Consider the following 22,692-nt stretch of genomic DNA (forward strand, 5'->3'; position numbering starts at 1 on the left):
CATGATCATCGACGCTCACGCCCACGTCTGGCCCGACCGGATCGCCGAGATCGCCCTGTCGGCCAACCGACTGCCCGACCTCGACGCCCGCGGCGACGGCACCGTCGGCGGTCTCACCGCCGACATGGCGGCCAGCGGCGTGGCGATCAGCTGCTGCCTGGGCATCGCCAACGAGGCGCGGCACGTCGACTCGGTCAACCGGTTCGTCGCCGGCCTCACCTCCGAGACCCGCTTCGGCTTCGGCACCGTCCACGTCGGCCTGCCGGTCGAGGAGAATCTCGCCAGCCTGCGCCGCCACGGCGTCCGTGCCGTCAAGATCCATCCGCTCTTCCAGGGCTTCGCCCTGGACCATCCTCGGCTGTGGGAGATCTTCGAGGCGATGGGCGACGAGTTCGCCGTCATCACCCACGTCGGCGAGGGCGGCTCACCGGAGGCCAACCGGCTCTCCAGTCCGCGGATGATCCGCGACATCGCCGCCCAGTTCCCCCAGCTCAGGCTGATGGCCTGCCACTTCGGCGGCTACAAGATCCTCGACGACGCGGAGGAGATGCTCGCCGGTGCGGACGTCGTCCTCGAGACCAGCTGGCCGCCCAGCCTCAGCACGCTGCGCCCCGAGCGGGTGCGCGACCTGATCCGCAAGCACGGCGCCGAGCGGATCGTGTTCGGCTCGGACTGGCCGATGACCAGCCCCGCCGAGGAGATCAGGGCGATCGACTCCCTCGGTCTCTCCGACGACGAGACCAAGCTGGTCCTCGGCGGCACGATCGCGCGGTTGCTCGGGATCGACTCGCCCTGGGCCTGAGGGGAGCTCCGCTCAGGAACCGGTGCCCCACACGATGGGCGCGGCCAGCACGTCCGGGAACTTCTTCTCGGCGTACTTGAGGTACTGCTGGATGTGGTCCGACATCGCCTCGGCCGAGGCCGCGGGATCCCGCTCCGCGATGGCCTCGTAGATGCTGAGGTGGGCCTTGTGGACCGCCACGCGGCGAACCTCCGGATAGTCGATGCCGATCGCCGATCCGTCCAGGATGCCCAGCAGGGCGTCCACGAGGTAGCCGAACATGGCGTTCCCGGACCCGTGGGCGATGACGTCGTGGAACCGCTTGTTCTCCTCGAGGAAGACGGTCTGGTCGTCGAGGTGCTCGTGCATGTTCTCCACGCTCGCCCTGAGGTCGAGCAGCTGCTCGTCGCTCATCCGCTGCGCGGCGAGCTGCGCCATCATCGGCTCCAGGCCGCCGCGCGCCTCCGCGATCGTGCGGAAGGGTGCGTTGGCGAACTGCAGGAGGAGCGTCAGCGACGTGGCCAGGCTGGTCGCGTCGGGCTGCTGGACCACCGGCCCACCGCCGGGGCCGGGCTTGAGCGCGATGACTCCCTGGAGCTCGAGGAACCGAAGGGACTCACGGAGGGTGCCACGACCGACCTCGTACTCCTCGAGCATCACCCGCTCGGGCGGGAGGCGGTCGCCGACGGTGTTGCCGCGTCGATTGATGTCGGCGACGATGCGCTGGGCGAGCAGCATCGCCGTCTTCTGCGGCCGCATCGCTGTCGAACTCATCGGCACTCCTCGGTTATCGCCGCGTCGGGGTGGGGACCTCCCGGCCTCGCGGTTGAATCATATGCAGCAATTGTGCTCTTCGCCCGCAAGGGCGACGGACCGGCGATCCTCCGCATCTTCTCCACGATGCGTGAGCGTGCCGCCCGGGCCGCGGCGGAGGCCGAGGTGAACCGGAGGAAGCCATGGCACAGCTCGGGATGCTCGACGAGCGTGACCGCCACGCGCGCGGCGCGCAGGCCGGCCGCGAAGGCCGCGCCCTCGTCGTGAAGGGGGTCGTGACCGGCGAGCACCATGTGCGTGGGCGGCATCATGCCCAGGTCGGTCGCGTGCAGCGGCGCCAGGTCGGCGGTCGGCTCGGCGGGGACGGCGCCGGCGAGGTAGTGGGTGAAGAACCACCGCATGTCGGCGGCGCCGATGGGGAAGGCGCTCGCCCGGGAGCGGTACGACGGTGTGCCGTCCGGGAGCCCGAGCACGGGATAGAGCAGCAGCAGGAACGCCGCCGACTCGCCGCGCAGCGCCACCGCGGCGGCCAGGTTGCCGCCGGCGCTGTCCCCGCCGAGCCCGAGCGGCCCGTCGTACTCCGTGTTGGCCCAGCGCCAGGCGCCCGCCAGGTCCTCCAGCGGCGCGGGGAAGGGATGCTCCGGCGCCAGCCGGTAGTCGACGCTGACCACCCGCAGGCCCGCGTCCCGGGCGAGGAACCGGCACAGCTCGTCGGAGTAGTCGAGGTCGCCGGTGACCCAGCCGCCGCCGTGGGCGTAGACGAGCGTCGCGGTCGTCTCGGCGCCCTCGTAGACCCGCACGGCGACCGGCGGCCCGTCCCCGGGCGCGTGGTCGCTGACGGCGACGTCGGGTCCCGCGGCGCACAGGCGGTTCCCGGCGACCACGCGCTCTCGCGCCTCGGCAGGGGAGAGGCTGACCATGGGCGGCCCTGTGGCGGCATCGCGGAGTGCTGCCAGCCCGGCCTCCAGGTCAGCCACTGACCACCCCGTCGGCGGCCAGGCGGGCGACGTCGTCGGCGGTCAGGCCGGCGGCGGTCAGCACCTCGGCGGTGTGCTCGCCGACCGTCGGGACGCTGTCGTACGACGGGCCGTCGAAGCCGCGCAGGTGAAGGATCGCGCCGGGCACGAGGGCCTGCGCGCCGAGAGGGCTGCCGGTGAGGGCGGTGAGGGTGCGCTCGGTGAAGTGCGGGTCGGCGACGATGTCGCTGGAGTCGTTCACCGGGGCCGCGACGACCTCGAACTCGTCGAGGATCGCGAGCACCTCGGCGCGCGGGCGCTGCCCCACCCAGTCGATCACGATCTCCTGCAGCGACTCGTTGTTGGCCATCCGGGCGACATTGGTGGAGTAGCGCTCGTCGGTCTGCAGGTCGATGCGGCCCATCGCCTCGAAGAGCCGCATCGCGATCGCCTGGTTGGAGCCGGCGATCGAGAGCCAGCCGCCGTCGGCCGCCTGGTAGATGCCCCGCGGCGACGCGGCCCCGGAGCTGTTGCCGTGGCGCTGCATGACCTCCCCGCTGGCGGTGTAGTTGAGCACCGCGTCGCCGAGGATGAACATGAGCGGCTCGTAGAGCGCCACGTCGACCTCGCTGCCCACGCCGGTGCGGCTCCGCTCGAAGAGCGCCATGGCCGTGCCGTACGCCGCGGAGATGCCGGCGATCGAGTCGGCGAAGCCGAACGGCGGCGCGGTCGGCGGCGTGTCCGGCCAGCCGTTGAGGAACGCGTAGCCGCTGGCCGTCTCCGCGACGGTGCCGAAGCCCGGGCGCTCGCGGTACGGCCCGGTCTGGCCGAAGCCGCTGACCCTGGTCATCACCAGGCCGGGGTTCACGCTCCTCAGCTCGTCGTACGACATGCCCCAGGCCTCCATCCGGCCCGGACGGAAGTTCTCGATCAGGACGTCGGCGTCCGCGATCAGACGCCTGAGCACGTCGCGGCCCTCGGGGCGGCGCATGTCCAAGCCGACCGAGCGCTTGCCGGCGTTGAGCCGGGCGAAGCCGATCGCCATCCCCTCGTGGGCCGGCTGCCACTGCCGGGCGAAGTCGCCGTGGGTCGGGTCCTCGACCTTGATCACCTCGGCGCCGAAGTCGCGGAGCATCCGGCCTGCGGTGGGTGCGGCGTACATCGATCCGGCCTCGATCACCCGGACCCCGGCGAGGGGTCCCTGCGTCGCGGTCATGCTGGGTCCTTCGCTCGGTCGAGGGTGAAGCCGGCGTAGTCGTCGGCCGCGACCTGGTCGCACACGTCCCGGTAGTGGCCGACCCCGCCGAGGTAGAGCATGAAGACCCGGGGCTTGCCGGGGACGTTCGCGCCGACGTACCACGAGCTGCCCTTCATGAAGAGGGTCGGTTCGGCGACGTCGTACACCTCCTGGGTCCAGCGGTCCTGGGCCTCGGACCGCGCCTCGGCGCGGACGATCCCGGACTTGTACTGGTACTGGACGAAGTCAGTGATCCACTCGACGTGCTGCTCGATGGAGATGAGCATGTTGCTCAGCACCGAGGGGCTGCCGGCGCCCGCGACGATGTAGAGGTTGGGGAAGCCATGGGTGCTGATGCCGAGGAACGTGCGTGGTCCGTCGGCCCAGGCCTCGGGCAGCGTCCGGCCGCCGACACCGCGGATGTCGATGGCGAAGAGCGGTCCGGTGAGGGCGTCGAAGCCGGTGGCGGCGATGAGCACGTCGAGCTCGTGCCGGGCGCCGCTCTCGAGCACGACCGCATTGCCGTCGACCCGGACGATCGGGTCCGTGGCGACGTCGACGAGGGAGACGTTGTCGCGGTTGAAGGTCGTGTAGTAGTCGATCTCCAGGACCAGCCGCTTGGAGCCGAACGGGTAGCCCTTCGGGCACAGCCTCTCGGCGGTCTCGGGATCGGCGACGATCTCGCGGATGCGTTCCTTGACGAACTCGCCCGCCTTCTCGGCGGCGCGCTCGTCGGTGCGGAAGTCGCGGTAGGCCGCGAGGATGTCGGGTCCGCCGTGCTCCCAGTGCCGGTGGAAGGTCTCCTCCAGCGCGGCCGGGTCGACGTCGAGGGCGGACTCCGTGCCGATGTGCCGGTGGGTGCCGCCGGGGTGGTGCCGCGCGATCTCGCGGTACTCCTGGAAGCGGGCCTTGAGCTCGGCGACGTACGACGGGTCGAGGTCGTGGTTGCGCGCCGGGATGGCGTAGTGCGCGGTGCGCTGGAAGACCGAGAGGTGGCCGGCCTGCCGGGCGACCTGGGGAACGGCCTGGACGCCCGAGGAGCCGGTCCCGATCACGCCGACCCGCTTGCTGCTGAGCTCGACACCCTCACGGGGCCAGTCGCCCGTGTGGGCGAGGACGCCGGCGAAGTCGGCGATCCCCTCGATGTCCGGCAGCCGCGGCGTGGAGAGCTGGCCGCTGGCCATGATCACGTGTCGGGCGGTCAGACGGTCGCCGCGGTCGGTCGCGACCCGCCACAGCGCGTCCCCGTCGTCCCAGTGCAGCTCGGTCACCCGGGTGTCGAAGGTGATGCCGGAGCGCAGGTCGAGCCGGTCGACGACGAACTCGATATAGCGCAGGATCTCCGGCTGGGCCGGGTAGCGCTCGGTCCAGGTCCACTCCTGGACGATGCTGTCGTCGAAGGAGTAGCAGTAGTCCACGCTCTCGATGTCGCAGCGGGCACCGGGGTAGCGGTTGCGGTACCAGACGCCACCGAGGTCGTCGTCAGCCTCGATGACGTGCACCCTGCGTCCCAGGATGCGCAGCCGATGCAGGGCGTAGAGGCCGGAGAAGCCGGCGCCGACGACCAGGACGTCGAGCTCGGCCGGGGTTGTCACGCGCAACGCTTGAGTCCTCTCCACAAATAATGCTCATGAATATTAGCATTGTTGCGGAGAGGGTCACAAGGCGTCGACAGTCAGGTCGGCGTGGGCGAGCACGTCGTCGGACGTCAGCGACGCGCCCGCGCGGCACGACCACCGCGGCCACCGCCTCGACCCAGCGCGGGTGTCTGACGCCGAAGACGGCGACCTCGGCGACGTCGGGGTGGGTGTAGGTCGCCTCCTCGACCTCGCGGCTCGCGACGTTCTCGCTGGGCGGTGCGACGGGGCAGGTCGCCGAGGGTGTGCTGGCGGGCTGACGAGACGTCGCTGTCGCTCATGTGGGCAGGCTAGATGATCCCGGGTCGACGGTGCGGTCGGAGACGTCGGCGCCGAGTGGCGTGCCGAGCACCAGGTCGAAGTCCCGGGCCTCCTCCCACACCGTGAGGGTGCGGGCACCGAGGGCCTCGCCGGGGCCGACGACGGTGAGGACGTAGCGCCCGTTCTGCGGCCGGGGGACCTCGTACTGGCCCTCGTGGTCGGTCCGCACCGTCGCGACCAGCTCGCCGGTGCTGCGGGTGAGGACGACCAGGGCGTCGGCGACCGGCCGGGCGGCGCTGTCGCGGATCGTGCCGCGCAGGGTGAGCCGCTCACGCAGCACGATCGGCGGGATCGGCGCCGCGCTGTCGAGCGTCATCATCCGGGAGCGGGGGCGCCAGCCGTCCGCGGACGTCACCACGAGGTAGTCGGACGGCTCGGGGACCGCGGCGGTGAACCGCCCCTCGCCGTCGGCCTGGCCCCAGTCGACGGCCCGGCCGTCGGGGGTCAGCACGGTCACCACGGCGTGGCGGATCGGGTTGCCCTTGAGGCTGAGCACCTGGCCCTTGACGATCTGCGCGCGGCCGGTGTTCTCGGCGCCGGAGCGGTCGGCCGCCTCGGCGTACTCCCGCATCCGCAGCATGGGCACGCCGATCAGCGCGGCCGCCAGCGCCGCGCCCGCGGCGAGCCAGAAGAGGAGCTCGAGGGAGCCGAGCGTCGGCAGGTCCCGCCCACCGACGGTCAGCACGGACGCGGTGGTGATCGCCGCGGTCGCGGCGCTCGCGGTCGACGTGCCCAGCGAGCGGAGCAGCACGTTGAGGCCGTTGGCGGACGCGGTCTCGGTGACGGGCACCGCGCGCATGATCAGCGTCGGCAGCGCGCCGTACACCATGGCGGTGCCGGTGCCGACGACCACCGAGCCGATCACGATCTGCGCGAGGTCGGCGTTGTAGAAGACCCGCCCGACGTACGTCGCCCCCATCAGCAGCGAGCCGCCGACCAGCGTCACCTGCGGCCCGAAGCGGCGGGTCAGCCAGGCCGAGACCGGGGCCATCACGCCGAACGCCGCGGCGTTGGGGACCATCCAGAGGCCGGTGTGGAGGACGTCGAGGCCGCGACCGTACCCGGTCTCCCTCGGCATCTGGAGCAGCTGGGTGGTGACCAGCATGTTCACGAACATGGAGAAGCCGGCGAACACCGAGGCCAGGTTGACCAGGGCGACCGAGCGGCGAGCGGCCACGCGTACGTCGACCAGCGGGCGCGGCGTCCGCAGCTCGAGTGGGATCCACCCCGCGAGCACGACGACGCCGAGGGCGAGACAGCCGAGGGTGCGCGGCCCGGTCCAGCCCCACTGGCCGCCCTTGGACAGCGCGAGCAGGACGGCGGTGAGCGCGACGGAGAGGAGGATCGCTCCGCGCAGGTCGAACGTGCCGCTGGTGCGCACCGGCGACTCCGGCAGCAGGGTCAGCGTGCCGGCGATCAGCACCACCCCGACCAGGCCGGTCAGCCAGAACGACGCGTGCCAGTCCATGTGCTCGACGATCAGGCCGGACAGCGGCATCCCGACGCCGGCGCCGATCGCCAGGGTCGCGCTCATCAGCGCGACGCCGAGCGGCACCCGGTCCCGGGGCAGCTCGTCGCGCATGATCGCGATGGCGACCGGGATCAGCGCGACGCCCACGCCCTGCAGCGCCCGGGCGCCGATGAGCAGCGGCAGCGCCTGGCTCACCGCCCCGAGCAGGGAGCCGGCGACCGAGACCACCAGCGCGACGACCATCATCCGGCGCTTGCCGTACATGTCGGCCAGCCGCGAGATCGTCGGTGTCGCCACCGCGCCGGCGAGCAGGGTCGCCGTCACCAGCCACGAGGCGCTGTCGGCCGAGGTACCGAGCAGTCGCGGCAGGTCCGGCAGCAGCGGCAGCAGGAGGGTCTGCTGGAGCGAGACCACGATGCCGCAGCACGACAGCATCGCGACGACGACGGCGGGGCTGGTGCGTGGCCGGACCGGTTCGACGACCACGCTGGAGGCACCTCTTCTTCAACTACGCTGCGATGCGTGCACCGTACCTTCTCGACCTCCTTCGCGTCGGTCTACCCCCACTACGCGACGAGGGTGGAGAGGAGGGGCCGCTCGAGGGTGGAGCTCGACCAGGTCGTCGGCCGGCTGACCGGCTTCGACGAGAAGGCGCTGCGGGGCTGACGCGCGCGGGTCCCGTCCGGGAGCGCGAACAGGTGCTTGCGCCCAGCAAGCACCTCCCATACTCTCGGTATCCGCAACTCTCAGTTGCACCTATCTATCGCGCCAGCGTCGGTGCGTGGAAGCGAGGTCGCCATGCTTGCCCACGAACGGATCGGCTCCGGGGAGCCGCTCGTCCTCGTCCACGGGATCGGGCATCGCCGGCAGGCGTGGTACCCGGTCGTCGACCGGCTTGCCGAGGAGCGCGAGGTCGTCCTGATCGACCTGCCCGGCCACGGCGAGTCCGCGGCGCTGGTGCCCGACGGGCGCCCGGTGCGCGACATCCTGCGCGACATCCTCGAGGACTTCTTCGCCGAGCAGGGTCTCGACCGGCCGCACATCGCGGGCAACTCCCTCGGCGGCCGGATCGCCCTCGAGGCGGCGGCCGACGACCTGGTCAGCAGCGCCACGACCCTCGCGCCGGCCGGGTTCTGGCGCAACAAGGTCGACTTCGCCTACATCCGCGCGGTCTTCACCCTGCTGACCGGCGCCGCCACGCTCGCGCAGCCGGTGGCGCCCGCGATCCTCGGCACCGCACCCGGGCGCGCCGCCGCCTTCGGCCTGCTGATGACCAAGGGCCACAGGCTCAGCCCCGACGCGGCCCTCGGCGACCTCCGCGGGCTGGTCCACGCGCGACCGGCGCTCGAGACGATCATCGACGGCGGCTTCCCGTTCGACCGGCCGATCGACCCGGCCATCCCGGTCACCGTCGCCTGGGGCACCCGCGACCTCGTGCTGCTGCCCTACCAGGCCCGCCGCGCCCGCCGTGCCCTCCCGGACGCCGAGCACATCACGCTGCCGAGGTGCGGCCACGTCCCGATGATCGACGACGTCGACCTGGTCGCCGGCGTGCTGCTGGAGGGGTCCGCGCACCCGCGCCTGGGCGGGGCGACGTACGACGTCGCCTGAGCCCTACGCGTCGTCGTCCTGCGCGGCGGCGCGCTCGTCGAGCCGGTCCTGGACCAGGATCGACACCGCCTGGGTCAGCTCGGCGACCTGGGCGCGCAGCTCGGCGAGCTCGGCGTCCCTCGCCGACGGCTGGTCCTTGGCCTTCTTCGGCCCCTTCTGTCCCTTCTTCTTGCCCTTCTTCGCCTTCGCCTTCGTCGGCTCCGGCGCGGGCGCCGCCTCGCCCACGAGCTGCTGGGCGATCTGGCCGGGCGCGCGGAGCAGCCCGCTGATCAGGTCGGTGGGGGCCGATCCGCCGCGGACCCGGCGGCCGAGCACCTGGGCCAGGACCTCGTCGGTGCGGTCGCCGCCGGAGTCGTGGTCGCGGACCACGAACCGGATGCCCTGGTCGAGCAGGCCCGCCGTCCTGCCGAGGGACCGATCCGTCGACTGTCCTCGCGCCGGGCGTGGCCCGGACATGGGCGGATGTCCCGCCTTGTCCGCCCCTGTTGTGCACCGGGCACGACCGTGATGACTAGGTTGTGACCGTGACCGACCTCCAGGAGCTCACCGCCGACGTACGCCGGATCATCCCGGTCCTCGACGCCATGCAGGTCGAGGTCGTGGAGGCGGGCCGCAACGTGGTCGCCGCGCGGATCCCGGCCGGGCCCAACGTCAACCACTTCGGCACGGCGTACGCCGGCTCGCTGTTCACCGTGGCCGAGGTGCTCGGCGGGCTGCTGCCGCGCACCTCGCTGGTCGCCGAGGGCGGCGTGCCCCTGGTGAAGTCGATGACCATCGACTTCCTGCGCCCCGCCACCACCGCGGTCACCTCCCGCGCGCGGCTCGAGGACGCGGAGATCGACCGGATCCTGGCGGAGTACGCCGAGCGCGGGAAGTCCGACTTCGAGCTGGTCGCCGAGGTCACCGACGAGGAGGGCACGGTCGTCGCCCGGACCCGCGGGCAGTACCAGCTGCGCCGGTTCTGAGCCTTCGGGCCGGTATCGCTCAGGATCCCGCTCCCGGTGCCGATGGGCGTCGTACGCGCGCGTGGCCGCGGACAAGGTAAAGGGATAGCGTGGGAGATCCGCGATCGCTGGGAGGAATCGACGCTCGATGGATCCGGGCCTGGAGTTGCCGGGGGATGCCCGCACGCTGCTCGACGCGGTCCTTGCGATCGGCGCCGACGTGGATCTCCACGCCGTGCTCGGCCGCATCCTCGAGGTGTCGCGGCGGCTCACCGACGCCGATCTCTCCGGGACCGGGCGGGCCGAGGATGCCGTCGGCGAGCTCGGCCGGGCGCTGCGCGAGGTGTGTGACGCGCGGCTGGTCGCCTATGTGCGGCTCGCGGACGGCATTCTGGAGCTGCGCCAGGTTCTCGGCGACACCGAGGCGGCGCCCCGACTCGTCGAGTCGCTCTCGGAGGTCGTCGGCGAGGTCGCGCGCACGCGCGCGGCCCAGGAGGTCGGCAGCGTCGGCGACCCGACGACGCTCGTCGTCCCCGTCCCCACGCGGCTGGCCGATCCCGGCGTCCTCGTGATCGATCGGGTGGAGGACAGGCCGGTCCTGCGCGGCATCATGCTCGACCTGGCCGCCGTGGCGGCCTCTCAGGTGGGCCTGATCCTGGACCGCCAGGAGGCGCTGCGCGAGCAGGCCCGCCTTCTCGTCGCGCGCGACCGCCAACGGATCGCGCGCGACCTCCACGACCTGGTCATCCAGCGGCTGTTCGCGACCGGGATGCAGCTCCAGGGGGCGCGCGACCTCGACGCGTCCGAGCTGCGCACCCGCGTCGACGGCACCGTCGCCGAGCTCGACGGCGCGATCAAGGAGCTGCGCTCGGTGATCTTCGAGCTCGGCTCCGGCTCCGGCCGCCCGCTGCTGGAGGACGTCCGCGCCCTGCTGGCGGAGTACGCCGGCGTGCTGGGCTTCCAGCCGCTGCTGCGGATCCAGGGACCGGTCGACCGCGCGCTCGTCCCCGAGGCCCGCAGCCACGTCCTCGGCACCCTGCGCGAGGCGCTCTCCAATGTCGCCCGGCACGCCGGGGCGGGCTCCGCGACGGTCGAGCTGACCGCGTCGTCGGCGTGGTTCCGGCTGCGGGTCGTCGACGACGGGCTCGGCTTCGACCCGGCCGTCGCGGGCACCGGCCACGGGACCGGCAACCTCCGCGGACGGGCCGAGGACCTCGGCGGTCACCTGCAGGTCACCTCCGCGCCCGGTCAGGGCACCACCCTGGAGTGGGTCATTCCGGCTGTGGGCTGAGCCCCTCGAGGTCCCGCGCCTCGTCGGGCAGGTCGGGCGCGCTCTCCAGCGCCTCCGGCGCCGGTCCGGCCAGCAGCGGCCACAGGGCCCGCACCAGGAGCGCCGCCGCCGTGGCGGCGACCATCACGACGAGCAGCCGGGTCAGCGCCTCGTCCAGGGTCAGCTCGCCCTGCAGGGCGCGGACCGCCGCGGGGAGGCCACCACCGCGGCGAGCAGGAACACGCGCAGGTCGAACATCAGACGCCCGCCCCCAGCGCCGGCCGGGCGCCCGTCGCCGACACCACGGCCACCGACCGGACCTCGTGGGCCGCGCCCAGCTCGGCGTACGAGAAGACGGGGAGGCGCTCGACGGTGGGCGCCACCAGGCGGCGTACGGCGGCCCGGAGCGCGGGCGCGCAGACCAGGACCGGCCGCACGTCGCTGTTCTCCGCGGCCTGTGCGACCTGGGCGAGGCCGAGCAGCAGCTGCTGCGCGACGTCGGGGTCGAGGACGACGACCGCGCCCTGCTCGGTCGGGCGGAGGCCCTCGAGCATCTGCTGCTCCAGCAGCGGCTCGAGGCTGATCGCGTGCAGCACGCCGTCCTTGACGTACGGCGCCGCCAGCGCCGGCTCGAGCGCGGCGCGGGCCGCCTCGACCAGGCCGTCGAGGTCCTTGCCGACCGCGGCGCGGACCGAGAGCGCCTCGAAGATCCGGACCAGGTCGCGGATCGGGATCCGCTCCTCCAGCAGGGCGCGCAGCACGCGCTGCACCTCGCCGAGCGGCAGCTGGGTCGGGGTGAGCTCCTCGATGACGACCGGGTGGGTGCGCTTGACGACGTCGGTGAGCAGGCGGACGTCCTCACGGCCGAGCAGGCGGCTCGCGTGCTGGTGGACGACCTCGGCGAGGTGCGTGGTCACCACCGACGCCCGGTCGACGACGGTCGCGCCGCCGATCTCGGCCTGGTGCCGCATCTCCGCGGGGATCCACTTCGCGTCGAGCCCGAAGACCGGCTCGCGGGTCGGCGTCCCCGGCAGCGAGCCGAGGAACTCGCCGATGGCCAGCACCGTGCCGCGCGGGGCCTCGCCACGGGCCACCTCGGCGCCGTACAGCGTGATCGCGTAGGTGTTGGCCGGCAGCTCGAGGTTGTCGCGGGTGCGCACCGGCGGGATCACGATGCCGAGCTCGCCGGCCACCTTCCGCCGCAGGGCCTTGACCCGGTCGAGCAGGTCGCCGCCGGAGCGGCTGTCGACGAGGTCGATGAGGTCGGCCGACAGCTCCAGGCCGAGCGGGTCGACCCGGATCTCGTCGATGAGGGCCTCGGGGGTGTCGGGCACCTGGGCCAGCTCGCCGGCGGTGGCGTCCGCGTCGGCGCCCGCCGTACGGTCGCCGGTGGACTCGTCGATCCGGCTCGCGCCCAGCAGCATCAGGCCGCCCGCGACGAGGAACGGCAGCTTCGGCAGGCCCGGGATCGCGCACAGCGCCAGCGCGCCGAAGCCCGCCACCCGCAGCGGCATCTTGCGCTGGAACACCTGGCTGACGATGTCGGAGCCCATGTCGGAGTCGGCGACCGCGCGGGTCACGATCAGGCCGGTCGCCACGGACAGCAGCAGGGCGGGGATCTGCGAGACCAGGCCGTCGCCGATGGACAGCAGTGAGTAGGTGTTGATCGCCTCGCCGAACGGCATGCCGTACTGCGCCACGCCGATCGCGAACCCGCCGAGCAGGTTGACCAGGGTGATCACGATCGCCGCGATCGCGTCGCCCTTGACGAACTTCGACGCACCGTCCATCGCACCGTGGAAGTCCGCCTCCGCGTGCACCTCCGCCCGCCGCCGCCGCGCCTCCTCCTCGTCGATGAGCCCGGAGTTGAGGTCCGCGTCGATCGCCATCTGCTTGCCCGGCATCGCGTCGAGCGTGAACCGCGCGCCCACCTCCGCGACCCGTCCGGCACCGTTCGTGATGACGACGAACTGGATGACGAGCAGGATCGCGAACACGATCAGCCCGACCACCAGCGAGCCGCCGACGACGAAGTGGCCGAAGGTGTCGATCACCTTGCCGGCGTACCCGTCCAGCAGCACCAGCCGGGTCGCGCTGACGTTGAGGGCCAGCCGGAACAGCGTCATCACCAGGATGACCGACGGGAACGCCGCGAACTCCAGCGGCTTGTGGATGAACATGGCCACCATCAGCACCAGCAGCGCGCCGGTGATGTTGAGCGCGATCATGAGGTCCAGCACCACCGCGGGCAGCGGCACGACGAGCATCACGACGATCAGCACGATGCCCAGCGGGACACCGAGCCGGGTCAGCGACTTCACGGACATGCGGCGGATACAGCCTCTCGACCGGGCGCGCCGTCCGTGGCACTGCGGGTTGGCGCCGTCCTGGCGTCGTACGCTCCATCGGCAGAGTGGGGCTGTGGATGAGGGGTTGACGCGCCGTATGAATCCCCGGATGTCCGGGGATTCATGCACTTGTCAGGCGTTGCAACCCCTGACAACCGTATGGATCCCCGGATGTCCGGGGATTCATGCACCTCCCGCCACCCGGCGCCGGCGGGAGAGCGCGAGCACGTCCGGCAGGTCGTCGGTACGACGAGGGGTGCGGTGCTCGCCGCCGTACTGGCCGGCGTTGCGGCGGCTCAGCACGAACGCGAGCACCTGCGCGACCGCGGCCCACAGCTCGCGGGGATCTCGTGGCCGACCTGGCAGTGCCGGTACAGCGCGCGGGCCAGCGGCACGTCCTGGACGAGCGGCACCCGCTCCTCCGCCGCGACCGATCGGATCCGGGCGGCGATGGCGCCGGCGCCGCGGGCGACGACGCGCGGGGCGCCGCGGTCGGGGTCGTAGCGGAGCGCGACGGCGACGTGGGTGGGGTTGACCAGCAGTACGTCGGCGGTGGCGACGTCGGCGATCATCCGGTTCCGGGCGGCGGCCAGCTGGCGCGCGCGGATGGCGCCCTTGACGAGGGGGTCGCCCTCGGCCTGCTTGTGCTCCTGCTTGATCTCGCTGTGGCTCATCCGCAGCTGCTTGCCGATCCGGCGCCGCATCATCGCGTAGTCGGCGGCGGCCATGACGAGGCCGGCGAGGGCGACGGTGAGGATGAGGCGGGAGACCTCGGCGCTGACCTCGTGGAGGACGACGTGGATCGGCAGCAGGCCGCCGACGAGCGGCATCATCGACGTCACCGCGCCCCAGGCGAGGAAGGCGACGACGGAGCTCTTGCCGAGGACCTTCACGCCCTCCCACAGGGCGTGCGGGCCGAGCAGGCGCTTCGCGCCCTTGAACGGGTCGAGCTTCTTGGGGTCGGGCTTCGCGAGCTTGGGGGAGAGGAAGAAGCCGCCCTGCGCCAGCGCGGAGACCACGCCGATCACGAGCACCATCGAGCCGAGCACCAGCAGGCTGACGAACATGTGCCTCCCGGCGTCGCCGAGCAGCGTCGTCGCCAGCGACACCGAGGGGCGCTCCGCGGAGCGCAGCGACGTCGCCATCATGGTCCGCAGCGCGTTCAGCTCGTGGTCGAGCAGCGGTCCCATCGCGAGCGACACGATCAGCAGGCCGAGCCAGCCGCCCAGCTCGGGGGTGCGCGGGACCTGGCCGTCCTTGCGGGCCTGCTTCCGCTTCTTCGGCGTGGGCTTCTCGGTCTTCTCCTCGCTCGCACCGGCCATGGGTCAGCCCGTTCCCGCCATGGTGGCCATCGCCTGGTTGGCGTACTCCACGAGCCGGTCGAGCGCGCCGGGCAGCATCGGGAAGGACAGGCCGAGCAGCAGCAGGGTGAGGCCGACCTTGGCCGGGAACATCACGTTGAGCGCGTTCAGCTGCGGCGCGACCTTGGTGAGCAGCGCCAGCGCGAGGTCGGCGACGAAGAGGACCGCGATCATCGGCAGCGCCATCTGCACGGCCACGGTGAAGAACATCGAGAACGCCGTCAGCAGAACGCCGTCCCAGCTGGAGATGTCGGGCATGCCCGTCAGCGGCAGGTACCGGAAGGTGCTGAGCAGCCCGCCGACGACGATCAGGTGCCCGCCCGAGACCACGAGCAGTGCGGTCGCGAGCAGCTGGTGGAAGCGCCCGAAGACGGTGTTGGAGTTCATCGCGAGCGGGTCCCACCCCGACGCGAGCGCGAACCCGCCGAACACGTCGACGAGCGAGCCGGCCGCGCCGATCGCGGAGAACAGCAGCATCGTCACGTAGCCCATCCCGAGCCCGATCAGCGCCTGGGACGCGGTCGCGAGCACCAGCCCCGGCGTCGTACCGGGCAGCTCCTGGGCGGCCAGCGTCGGCGCCATCGCCAGGGAGAGGCCGAGGGCGAGGATCACCTTCGCGGTCGTGGGGATGCCCCGCGACGCGAAGGGAGGTACGACGACCAGCCACGCCACGACCCGCACCGAGGCGAGCAGCAGCGCGCTGAGGGCGGCACCGTCGACGGAGAGGACCACGGCGGTTCCTAGGCCAGCAGGCCGGGGAGGATGTCGAACAGCTCGCGGGTGAAGGCCATCAGGGTGTGCAGCATCCAGTTCCCGCAGACCAGCAGCGCGACCCCGACGCCGACGAGCTTCGGCACGAACGCGAGTGTGAACTCCTGGATCTGCGTCATCGACTGGAACAGCGAGATGGTGAAGCCGATGACGAGGGACGTCGCCAGGATCGGCGCCGCCAGCTTCAGCGCCACCAGCATCGTCTTGAGGGCGATCTCGATGATCGCGGTGTCGGTCATGGCCGGCCTCACCCGGTCCCGTACGACGCGACCAGCGACTTGATCACCAGCGCCCAGCCGTCGACCATCACGAACAGCAGCAGCTTGAACGGCAGCGACACCATCACCGGCGGCATCATCATCATGCCGAGGCTCATCAGCGCCCCGCTCACGACGATGTCGATGACCAGGAACGGGATGAAGATGATGAACCCGATGATGAACGCGTCCTTGAGCTCCGACAGCACGAACGCGGGGATCAGGGTGGCGGTCGACACGTCGTCGCGGTTCTCGGGCAGCGTGCGGTCGGCGACGCTGGTGAGCAGCTGCAGCTCGCCGTCGTCGGTGTTGTCGAGCATGAACGCCCGCAGCGGCTCCATGCCGTCGTGGAAGGCGACCGCGGTCGTCTTGTCGCCGTCGAGATAGGGCTGCACCCCTTCGTCGTTGATCTGCGAGAGCACCGGCGCCATGATGAACAGGCTCAGGAACAGGGCGAGCCCCGCGAGCACCTGGTTGTTCGGGGTCTGCTGCAGGCCGAGCGCGTTGCGGGTCAGGCCGAGCACCACCAGGATCTTGGTGAAGCTGGTGCAGGTCAGCACGATCGCCGGCAGCAGGCTGAGCAGCGTCAGCGCGAGGAACACCAGCAGGCTGTGGCTGGGCTTGTCGGTCATCCCCGACAGGTCGATCTGGACGGTGCCGCCGCCCGTGCCGGGGCCGTTCGGCCCGTGGGGGCCCACCGGCTCGGCCAGCACGAGCGCGATCCGGGCGAGGGTCGTCACGACGCCCGCTTCCCGGTCACGGCCGCCATGGCGTCCTTCCAGGTCTGCGGGGAGAGGACCGAGCCGGCCAGGGGAGCGGAGTCGGGTACGACGGGCGGGTCGCTGCCCGGCTCGGGCGCGGTCAGGTCCAGCCCGATCTCGTCGGGCTCGACCTCGGCGAGCAGGGTCACCTGCTGCTCGGTGGTGCCGAGCACGAGCACCCGGGTCCCGACGGAGACCACGGCGACGGCCTGGCCGCGGCCCAGCGGTTGGCGGTGCACGACCTGGACGGCGGCACCGGCGGGCGCCTTGAGCCGGCGGTTGACGGTCCGGGCGATGAGCAGCAGCAGCCCGACGACGAGCGCCAGCGAGCCGACCAGGCGGATGGCCAGCTCGCCGAGGCCCACGCCGCCCGCGCTGTCCGTCATCGCGTCAGACCGCGGCGTTCGCGTCGAGGATCTCGGTGACCCGCAGCCCGAAGTCCTCGTCGACCACGACGACCTCGCCGCGGGCGACGAGGCGGCCGTTGACGAGCAGGTCGGCGGGGCTGCCGGCGGCGCGGTCCAGCTCCAGCACGGCGCCCGGGGTGAGCGCGAGCAGGTCGCGCACCGTCATCCGGGTCCGGCCGAGCTCGACGGTCACCTCCATGTCGACGCCGTGGAGCAGCTCGAGGCCGCGCGGGGGCGCCGTCGTGGCGCCGAAGGCGGGGACGAACGGCGCGGGCTCCTCGGCAGTCACGGCTGCCGGGTCGGCAGGGACGGCGTCGTCCGCGATCGGCTCCCGGGCACCGGCGAGGGTGGCCTCGGGCACGAGGACGGCGGCGGCGATGCCCGCGCCGATGAGCGGAACGGTGCTGAACGGGCCGCCCAGCTCGGCGGTGACGTCGAATCCCTCGGCGTCGAGGTCGACCGAGCGGGCGCCGCGGGCGTGGGCGCCGAGCCGCCGGGCGGCGGCGTCGAGGGCCGGCTGGACGGCGGCGGCGAGGTCTAGCGCGCCCAGCGGGCTGCCGGCGAGTGCCTCGACCAGCTCGGTGCCGACCAGGACGACGACCGCACCGGGCACGCCGCCGTCGAGCTCGGCGATCGCGCCGCCGGCGAACGCGGCGGTGACGTGCGGCGAGCCGGGCTGCGCCGGGCCGGGCGTCAGCGGCGTGACGGCCGGCAGCGCGGCCGCCGCGGCGACCGCGACCGCCTCGGCGAGCTGGGTGGGCTCCAGGGTGCTGGTCATGACGAGGACTCCTCGGGCGTGGTGACGATGAGGGCGGCCAGGCGCTGGCCGCGGGCGCCGGGGGTGGCGTGGGCGAAGGTGTTGCCGGCGACGGTCACGTCCAGCGGCGCGGACGCCGGGTGGGTGAGCCGCAGCACCGATCCGGGGCGCAGGTCGGCCAGCGTGCCCGGGTCCACGGGCAGCGGCCGGAAGCGCACCGCGACCGCGACCGGCACCCGGTGGAACTGCTCCTGCAGCAGGTGGGCCGAGTGCGCGCGCTGGGCCCGCTCGCGGTCGGAGACGGCGCCGTTGCCGGCCGCGATCGCCAGGTGCGGCAGCAGGCCGCTGAACGGCAGGCACACCGACATCCGGTGCGCCTGCTCGCCGATCCTGAGCTCCAGGGTGAGCACGACCATGACGTCGGCGGCGCTGGCGACCTGGGCGAACTGGGGGCTGTACTCGACGCCGGTGACGTTCGGCTCGAGGGTCACGATCCCGTCGAGCGAGTACCTCATCTCGCCGAGCAGCCGCTCGACCAGCCCCCGGATCACGGTGTCCTCGATCTCGGTCAGCGGCCGGTCCGGCTGCTCCTCCGAGCCCGGCCCGCCGAGCATGTGGTCCAGGCAGGACATCGTCGCGAACAGCGGGATCTCCAGCACGCCGGTGCCGGGGATCGGGTCCGCGCTGAACAGGGTCATGTACGTCGACGGGCCGAGGCTGTCGACGTACTCCGCGTAGGTGCGCTGCTCGATGCCCGCGAGGGTGACCGTGCAGACGGTGCGCAGCGAGCTGGTGAACACCGTCGTCGCCTGGCGGGCGAAGCTGTCGAAGCCGAGCTGCAGGGTGCGCTGGTGCTCGCGCGAGAGCTGGATGGGTCGCCGGAAGTCGTACGGCGTGGGGTCGGCCGTGCGAGGTCGGCGGCGCGGCCGCTGGAGGGTCACGACGAGCCCATCGTCGCCGCGTGCACGGACCTGAGGGGTCACCGGGACGCCGGGCGGTCAGGGTCCCGTGGTCACTTCGGGCTACGCAGGGTCCCGGGTGGGGTCCCGGATCCTCCGCTACTGGGTGACGTACTCGGTGAAGTACACCTCCATCACGTCGCCGTGGTACCGCTCGTGCAGCCGGTCGACCAGCTGCTTGCGCAGGGTCTCGCGGACCTCGGGCTTGTTGACCTCGCCGACCGGCAGCCCGCTGAAGACCGTGATCGCGCTGTCCAGCGCCTTGCTTCCCTCGACCTTGTGGGCGGAGTCGGTGAGCTGGAGCGCCATGCCCAGGCGCAGGTAGTGCCCGCCGGCCAGGTTGACCTGGATCGCCTCGAGCGAGACGACCTCGCCGGGCTTGGGGCCTGACTCGCCGGACGGCTTGAGGACGAAGAACCACGCTCCTCCTCCGAGCAGCGCCAGGAGGAGGACGGCGATGCCCATCATGCGGCCCCGGCCGCCCTTGGCGGGCGCGGTCTCTGCGCTGGCCGCGGGTGCGGCGACGGTCGTGGTCACGATCGATCCTCTCCTCGGGGGTGCGTGGGACCGGCGGCGCCGGCGGCGGGGTCGCTGCCCGTGCCGTCGCCGGCGGGGTCGGCCGGGAGGCCGTCGAGACCGGCCTCGCGCCGCAGCTCGTCGTACGCCTGGCCCATGAGGGCGCGGGTCTCGGCGGGCTGCTGGCTGAGCACGAGGATGTCCACGCGCTTGTTGACCCGCTGCGACCCGGCGCGCGCGGGGTCGACGAGGGGCTTGGTGTGGCCGAAGCCGGTGGCCCGCAGCCGGCGGGCCGGGATGGCGTGATCGTCCTCCAGTCGGTGCAGCACGTGCGCCGCGCGGGCGAGCGAGAGCTCCCAGTCGGAGGGGTAGTACTTCGGCCTGACCGGCTCCTGGTTGGTGTGACCGTCGAGCTCGATCGGCTCCGACAGCTCGGTGAGCACCGGTGCGATGGTGTCGACGACGCGGCGGCCGCGGTCGGTGAGCTCGGCGATGTCGGGCTCGAAGACGACGTGCTGGGAGACCAGGCTGACCACCAGGCCGCGCTCGTCGATGGTGGCCCGGACGTCGTCGCGCAGGCCCTGCTCGCGCAGCGCCCGGTCGATCCGCTTCCAGACCTCCAGCAGCCGGTCGACCTCGGCCCGGGCCTCGCCGTGCGCGCGCTCGTTGCGCAGCCGGTCGGACTCCTCGAGGACCTTGGTGACGGTCTCGCGCTGCGCCTCGGGGACCTGCGCGAGCAGCATCTGGTACGACGCCTCGCCGGGGTCGCTCGTGCCCTTGCTGTTGCTGATCGGGCTGGCGCCGTTGAGGATCGACTTCTCGCGACCGAAGCCGACCGCGAGCCCGTCCTTGAGCTGCTGGTACTTCTGCTCGTCGACCTGGCTCATCGCGAACATCACGATGAACAGGGCCATCAGCACCGTGATCATGTCGGCGTACGAGACCAGCCACCGCTCGTGGTTCTCGTGCTCCTCCTCGACCTGGCGCCGTCCGCGCTTCGCGTGCGACATGTCACGCGGCCTCGCCGACCTGCTCCTGCACCGGCAGGAGGGACTTCAGCTTCTGGGCGACGACGCGCGGGTTCGCGCCGGCCTGGACGGCGGCGACGCCCTCGATGACGATCTCCATCCGGGTGCACTCCAGCTCGCTGAGGCGCTTGAGCCGGGCGGCGATCGGCAGCCAGAGCACGTTGGCGCTCAGCACGCCCCAGAGCGTGGCGAGGAAGGCCGCGGCGATGCTGTGCCCGAGCGCGCCGGGGTCGGCGAGGTTCTCGAGCACGTGGACCAGGCTCATCACCGTGCCGACGATGCCGATCGTCGGGGCGTACCCGCCGGCGTCGGTGAAGAACTTCGCCGAGTGCTTGTCGACCGCCTTCTTCGCGTGCAGCTCGGCCTCGAGGATGTCGCGCAGCTCGTCGGGGTCGACGCCGTCGACGGCCAGGGTCACGCCCTTGACGAGGAACGGGTCGTCGATGTCGGCGACCCGGCCCTCCAGCGCGAGCATCCCCTCGCGCCGCGCGGCGTCGGAGAGGCTGACGATGACCGGGACGACGTCGGCCGAGGAGGCCACCTTGCCGAACAGCGCGGTCCTGACCGAGGTCACGGCGTTCCTGGCGTCGCTCATGGTCCCGCCCGCGACGGCGACGCAGAGGGTGCCGCCGAACACGAGCAGCATCGGCGGCAGCAGGAACAGGCTCGCCGGGCTGCCGCCCTCGAGGATGTTGGCGAGCATGATGACGCCCAGGGCGGCGCCGATGCCGACCGCGTTGGCGAGGTCCTTCATGACGTTCCTCCGCGGTGTCGGTCGCCGGGGGTGCGGCTGGGCGGCGGGACCGCGCTGAGGCGCGCCCGCGGGCTCGGGCCGGCCGGTGTCAGCGAGGCCGCGTCCGGCAGGGCGGCGCGCGCCACGATGGCCGAGCGGTAGTCGACGACGGCGGCGCGCACCTCGTCGAGCGACTCGGCCACGATGTACTTGGTGCCGTCGACCAGCGTCACCACGGTGTCCGGGGTGCAGTCGACGCGCTCGACGAGGTCCGCGTTCAGCAGGAACGTGGTCCCCGAGAGTCGGGTCAGCGAGATCACCGCGGCACCTCCGTGTGCGTGGATCGGTACGGGACGCCGTCCGTGGCGTTCCGCTGCTCCCATCGGCCGGGCGGCCGGGAGGCTGAGGCGTCGTACCTCAGCGCTTGATGTTGACCAGCTCCTCGAGCACCTGGTCGCTGGTGGTGATCACCCGCGAGCTGGCCTGGAACCCGCGCTGGGCGAGGATCAGGTTCGTGAACTCGGCGGACAGGTCGACGTTCGACATCTCCAGGGCGCCGGCCATGATCTGGCCGCGCTGGCCCTCGCCGGCGACGCCGAGCTGGACGGCGCCGGAGTTGGCGGAGGCGCGGTAGGCGGTGTCGCCGATCTTCTCCAGGCCCATCGGGTTGGTGAAGTCCGCGACGGCGAGCTGGCAGATGTCGCGCTGCACGCCGTCGGAGAAGACGCCGCGGACCTTGCCGTCCGCCGAGATGGAGTACGACGTCAGCTCGACGCCGGGCGGCAGGGTGCTGTCGATCATGTGCAGGTCGACGTCGGTCGGCGCGCCGGTGGGCAGACCCGCGGCGTCGAGCTCGTAGCCCTGGACCCGCATGCCGTTGGGGGCGACCAGGGTGCCGGTCTGGTCGAAGGTGAAGGCGCCCGCGCGGGTGTAGACGTTCTCCTGGCCGTCGCGCAGCACGAAGAAGCCGTCGCCCTGCAGCATCACGTCAGTGGGCCGGCCGGTCAGCTGCGCGGACCCCTGGCCGAAGTTGGTCATGGTCGCCGCGAGCTGCACGCCGAGGCCGACCTGGATCGGGTTGGTGCCGCCGCGCCCGGCGTTGCCGCCCGAGGCCGCGGTGAGCATCTGGCTGAGCGTGTCGGAGAAGACCGTGGTCGAGGCCTTGAAGCCGGTGGTGTTGGCGTTGGCGATGTTGTTGCCGGTGACGTCGAGCATGGTCTGGTTGACGCGGAGGCCGGAGATCCCGGCGAAGAGCGAGCGAAGCATTCTGTTTCTCCTTCTCAGGCGGTGGTGGTGGACGGGGTGCCGCTCGGCGGCACGTAGGTGGTGCCACCGCTGGGGGTGGGCGCCTTGATCGTGGGAGCGGTGCCGACGCTGATCACGTCGGTGATGGGGACCTCCGTGCCGTCGACGCTGAGCACCGGCCCGGTCGAGAGGTAGGTGGTGCCCTGGACGGTGCCGCTCTGCTCGGCGCCGGTCTCGTCGTACCAGCGCACGGTCTGGCCGATCAGCGAGCTCGCGCCGAACGCCAGCTGGGTGCTCAGCAGCATCGCGGTCTGGTCCGCGACGGCCTGCATCTTCTCCAGCGCGGTGAACTGGGCGGTCTGCGCCATGAACTGCGAGGAGTCGGTCGGGTTGAGCGGGTCCTGGTAGCGCATCTGGGCCACCATCAGCTCCAGGAACACCTGCTGGTCGCCGAAGCCGTTGGTGCTGGCCGTGCTGCCGGTGTTGGTGCTGACGCCGTACCGCACGCCCTCGGTCGGGGTGATCGACATGCTGCTCCTCCTCCTCC

27 protein-coding genes and 1 pseudogene are annotated in these 22,692 nt (G+C 72.2%); 5 read left to right on the forward strand and 23 right to left on the reverse strand.

The window, feature by feature from the left end:
- The first annotated feature begins 1 nt into the window (after window position 1).
- The gene (locus FIV44_RS21395) at window positions 2-802 is read left to right on the forward strand and encodes an amidohydrolase family protein (RefSeq protein ID WP_141006209.1); all 801 of its coding nucleotides are present in this window, start codon (window positions 2-4) and stop codon (window positions 800-802) included.
- Window positions 803-814: 12 nt separating this feature from the next.
- Here the strand turns inward: FIV44_RS21395 and FIV44_RS21400 are convergent, their stop codons facing one another.
- The 6 genes and pseudogenes from FIV44_RS21400 to FIV44_RS21425 all read right to left on the reverse strand — a co-directional run bounded on the left by FIV44_RS21400 (window position 815) and on the right by FIV44_RS21425 (window position 7,663).
- Window positions 815-1,555, reverse strand: a complete 741-nt coding sequence (locus FIV44_RS21400; RefSeq protein ID WP_219996127.1) for a FadR/GntR family transcriptional regulator — start codon at window positions 1,553-1,555, stop codon at window positions 815-817.
- Entirely contained in the window at window positions 1,552-2,532 is a 981-nt protein-coding gene (locus FIV44_RS21405; protein WP_219996128.1) for an alpha/beta hydrolase, read from the reverse strand. Before FIV44_RS21405 ends, FIV44_RS21400 begins: the two co-directional genes overlap by 4 nt.
- Complete coding sequence (locus tag FIV44_RS21410; RefSeq protein ID WP_141006210.1) at window positions 2,525-3,727, reverse strand: CaiB/BaiF CoA transferase family protein; 1,203 nt, start codon at window positions 3,725-3,727, stop codon at window positions 2,525-2,527. Before FIV44_RS21410 ends, FIV44_RS21405 begins: the two co-directional genes overlap by 8 nt.
- Window positions 3,724-5,343, reverse strand: a complete 1,620-nt coding sequence (locus FIV44_RS21415; RefSeq protein ID WP_219996129.1) for a flavin-containing monooxygenase — start codon at window positions 5,341-5,343, stop codon at window positions 3,724-3,726. Before FIV44_RS21415 ends, FIV44_RS21410 begins: the two co-directional genes overlap by 4 nt.
- A pseudogene (locus FIV44_RS34165) lies at window positions 5,231-5,518 on the reverse strand (hypothetical protein); the annotation flags it as partial. The gene FIV44_RS21415 and the pseudogene FIV44_RS34165, both read right to left, overlap by 113 nt.
- 144 nt (window positions 5,519-5,662) lie before the next feature.
- The gene (locus FIV44_RS21425; protein WP_219996130.1) at window positions 5,663-7,663 is read right to left on the reverse strand and encodes an MFS transporter; all 2,001 of its coding nucleotides are present in this window, start codon (window positions 7,661-7,663) and stop codon (window positions 5,663-5,665) included.
- Between the two features lie 36 nt (window positions 7,664-7,699).
- Here FIV44_RS21425 and FIV44_RS21430 point away from each other — a divergent pair, with 36 nt between their 5' ends.
- Both FIV44_RS21430 and FIV44_RS21435 read left to right on the forward strand, forming a co-directional pair.
- Complete coding sequence (locus tag FIV44_RS21430; RefSeq protein ID WP_141006212.1) at window positions 7,700-7,843, forward strand: DUF2200 family protein; 144 nt, start codon at window positions 7,700-7,702, stop codon at window positions 7,841-7,843.
- 132 nt (window positions 7,844-7,975) lie between these two features.
- Entirely contained in the window at window positions 7,976-8,788 is an 813-nt protein-coding gene (locus tag FIV44_RS21435; protein ID WP_141006213.1) for an alpha/beta fold hydrolase, read from the forward strand.
- Between the two features lie 3 nt (window positions 8,789-8,791).
- On the opposite strand, the gene FIV44_RS21440 is transcribed toward FIV44_RS21435, so the two are convergent.
- A complete protein-coding gene (locus FIV44_RS21440; protein WP_141006214.1) occupies window positions 8,792-9,244 on the reverse strand; it encodes a hypothetical protein in 453 nt (150 codons plus the stop codon).
- Window positions 9,245-9,312: 68 nt separating this feature from the next.
- Between FIV44_RS21440 and FIV44_RS21445 the strand changes: the two genes are divergently transcribed.
- Together FIV44_RS21445 and FIV44_RS21450 are read left to right on the forward strand one after the other, a co-directional pair.
- Window positions 9,313-9,753 (forward strand): YiiD C-terminal domain-containing protein, encoded by a 441-nt coding sequence (locus tag FIV44_RS21445; protein WP_181410748.1) that lies wholly within the window; start codon window positions 9,313-9,315, stop codon window positions 9,751-9,753.
- Between the two features lie 127 nt (window positions 9,754-9,880).
- Window positions 9,881-11,023 (forward strand): sensor histidine kinase, encoded by a 1,143-nt coding sequence (locus FIV44_RS21450; protein ID WP_141006216.1) that lies wholly within the window; start codon window positions 9,881-9,883, stop codon window positions 11,021-11,023.
- On the opposite strand, the gene FIV44_RS30760 is transcribed toward FIV44_RS21450, so the two are convergent.
- The 16 genes from FIV44_RS30760 to FIV44_RS21520 form a co-directional block, all read right to left on the reverse strand.
- Complete coding sequence (locus FIV44_RS30760) at window positions 11,004-11,150, reverse strand: hypothetical protein (protein WP_181410749.1); 147 nt, start codon at window positions 11,148-11,150, stop codon at window positions 11,004-11,006. The two genes, FIV44_RS21450 and FIV44_RS30760, sit on opposite strands and share 20 nt — an antisense overlap.
- Window positions 11,151-11,259: 109 nt before the next feature.
- Complete coding sequence (gene flhA, locus FIV44_RS21455; RefSeq protein WP_141006217.1) at window positions 11,260-13,329, reverse strand: flagellar biosynthesis protein FlhA; 2,070 nt, start codon at window positions 13,327-13,329, stop codon at window positions 11,260-11,262.
- A gap of 204 nt (window positions 13,330-13,533) precedes the next feature.
- The gene (locus FIV44_RS33325; protein WP_281285753.1) at window positions 13,534-13,665 is read right to left on the reverse strand and encodes a hypothetical protein; all 132 of its coding nucleotides are present in this window, start codon (window positions 13,663-13,665) and stop codon (window positions 13,534-13,536) included.
- Window positions 13,647-14,672, reverse strand: a complete 1,026-nt coding sequence (locus tag FIV44_RS21460; protein WP_246086532.1) for an EscU/YscU/HrcU family type III secretion system export apparatus switch protein — start codon at window positions 14,670-14,672, stop codon at window positions 13,647-13,649. The genes FIV44_RS33325 and FIV44_RS21460 overlap by 19 nt, the downstream gene beginning before the upstream one ends.
- 3 nt (window positions 14,673-14,675) lie before the next feature.
- The gene (locus FIV44_RS21465; RefSeq protein ID WP_141006218.1) at window positions 14,676-15,443 is read right to left on the reverse strand and encodes a flagellar biosynthetic protein FliR; all 768 of its coding nucleotides are present in this window, start codon (window positions 15,441-15,443) and stop codon (window positions 14,676-14,678) included.
- Window positions 15,444-15,451: 8 nt separating this feature from the next.
- Window positions 15,452-15,721, reverse strand: coding sequence for a flagellar biosynthetic protein FliQ (locus FIV44_RS21470; protein ID WP_141006219.1), 270 nt, complete (start codon window positions 15,719-15,721; stop codon window positions 15,452-15,454).
- An 8-nt stretch (window positions 15,722-15,729) separates the two neighbouring features.
- A complete protein-coding gene (fliP, locus tag FIV44_RS21475; protein WP_246086533.1) occupies window positions 15,730-16,479 on the reverse strand; it encodes a flagellar type III secretion system pore protein FliP in 750 nt (249 codons plus the stop codon).
- Window positions 16,476-16,886 carry a flagellar biosynthetic protein FliO gene (locus FIV44_RS21480; RefSeq protein ID WP_141006220.1) on the reverse strand — a complete coding sequence of 137 codons (411 nt, stop codon included), beginning with the start codon at window positions 16,884-16,886 and terminating at the stop codon, window positions 16,476-16,478. Before FIV44_RS21480 ends, fliP begins: the two co-directional genes overlap by 4 nt.
- Before the next feature lie 4 nt (window positions 16,887-16,890).
- Window positions 16,891-17,685, reverse strand: a complete 795-nt coding sequence (gene fliN, locus FIV44_RS21485) for a flagellar motor switch protein FliN (RefSeq protein ID WP_141006221.1) — start codon at window positions 17,683-17,685, stop codon at window positions 16,891-16,893.
- Entirely contained in the window at window positions 17,682-18,605 is a 924-nt protein-coding gene (locus tag FIV44_RS21490) for a flagellar motor switch protein FliM (RefSeq protein WP_246086534.1), read from the reverse strand. Before FIV44_RS21490 ends, fliN begins: the two co-directional genes overlap by 4 nt.
- Before the next feature lie 117 nt (window positions 18,606-18,722).
- On the reverse strand, window positions 18,723-19,160 hold the full coding sequence (locus FIV44_RS21495; RefSeq protein ID WP_246086535.1) for a flagellar basal body-associated FliL family protein: 438 nt from the start codon (window positions 19,158-19,160) through the stop codon (window positions 18,723-18,725).
- Window positions 19,157-20,149, reverse strand: a complete 993-nt coding sequence (locus FIV44_RS21500; RefSeq protein WP_141006223.1) for a flagellar motor protein MotB — start codon at window positions 20,147-20,149, stop codon at window positions 19,157-19,159. Before FIV44_RS21500 ends, FIV44_RS21495 begins: the two co-directional genes overlap by 4 nt.
- 1 nt (window position 20,150) lies before the next feature.
- Window positions 20,151-20,921, reverse strand: a complete 771-nt coding sequence (locus FIV44_RS21505; RefSeq protein WP_141006224.1) for a motility protein A — start codon at window positions 20,919-20,921, stop codon at window positions 20,151-20,153.
- Entirely contained in the window at window positions 20,918-21,220 is a 303-nt protein-coding gene (locus FIV44_RS21510) for a flagellar FlbD family protein (RefSeq protein WP_141006225.1), read from the reverse strand. Before FIV44_RS21510 ends, FIV44_RS21505 begins: the two co-directional genes overlap by 4 nt.
- Window positions 21,221-21,317: 97 nt before the next feature.
- On the reverse strand, window positions 21,318-22,166 hold the full coding sequence (locus FIV44_RS21515; protein WP_141006226.1) for a flagellar hook-basal body complex protein: 849 nt from the start codon (window positions 22,164-22,166) through the stop codon (window positions 21,318-21,320).
- 14 nt (window positions 22,167-22,180) lie between these two features.
- Window positions 22,181-22,675, reverse strand: coding sequence for a flagellar hook assembly protein FlgD (locus FIV44_RS21520; RefSeq protein WP_181410750.1), 495 nt, complete (start codon window positions 22,673-22,675; stop codon window positions 22,181-22,183).
- Window positions 22,676-22,692: the final 17 nt, after the last annotated feature.

Origin of the sequence: Nocardioides humi (genome assembly GCF_006494775.1) — a bacterium.
GTDB lineage: Bacteria > Actinomycetota > Actinomycetes > Propionibacteriales > Nocardioidaceae > Nocardioides > Nocardioides humi.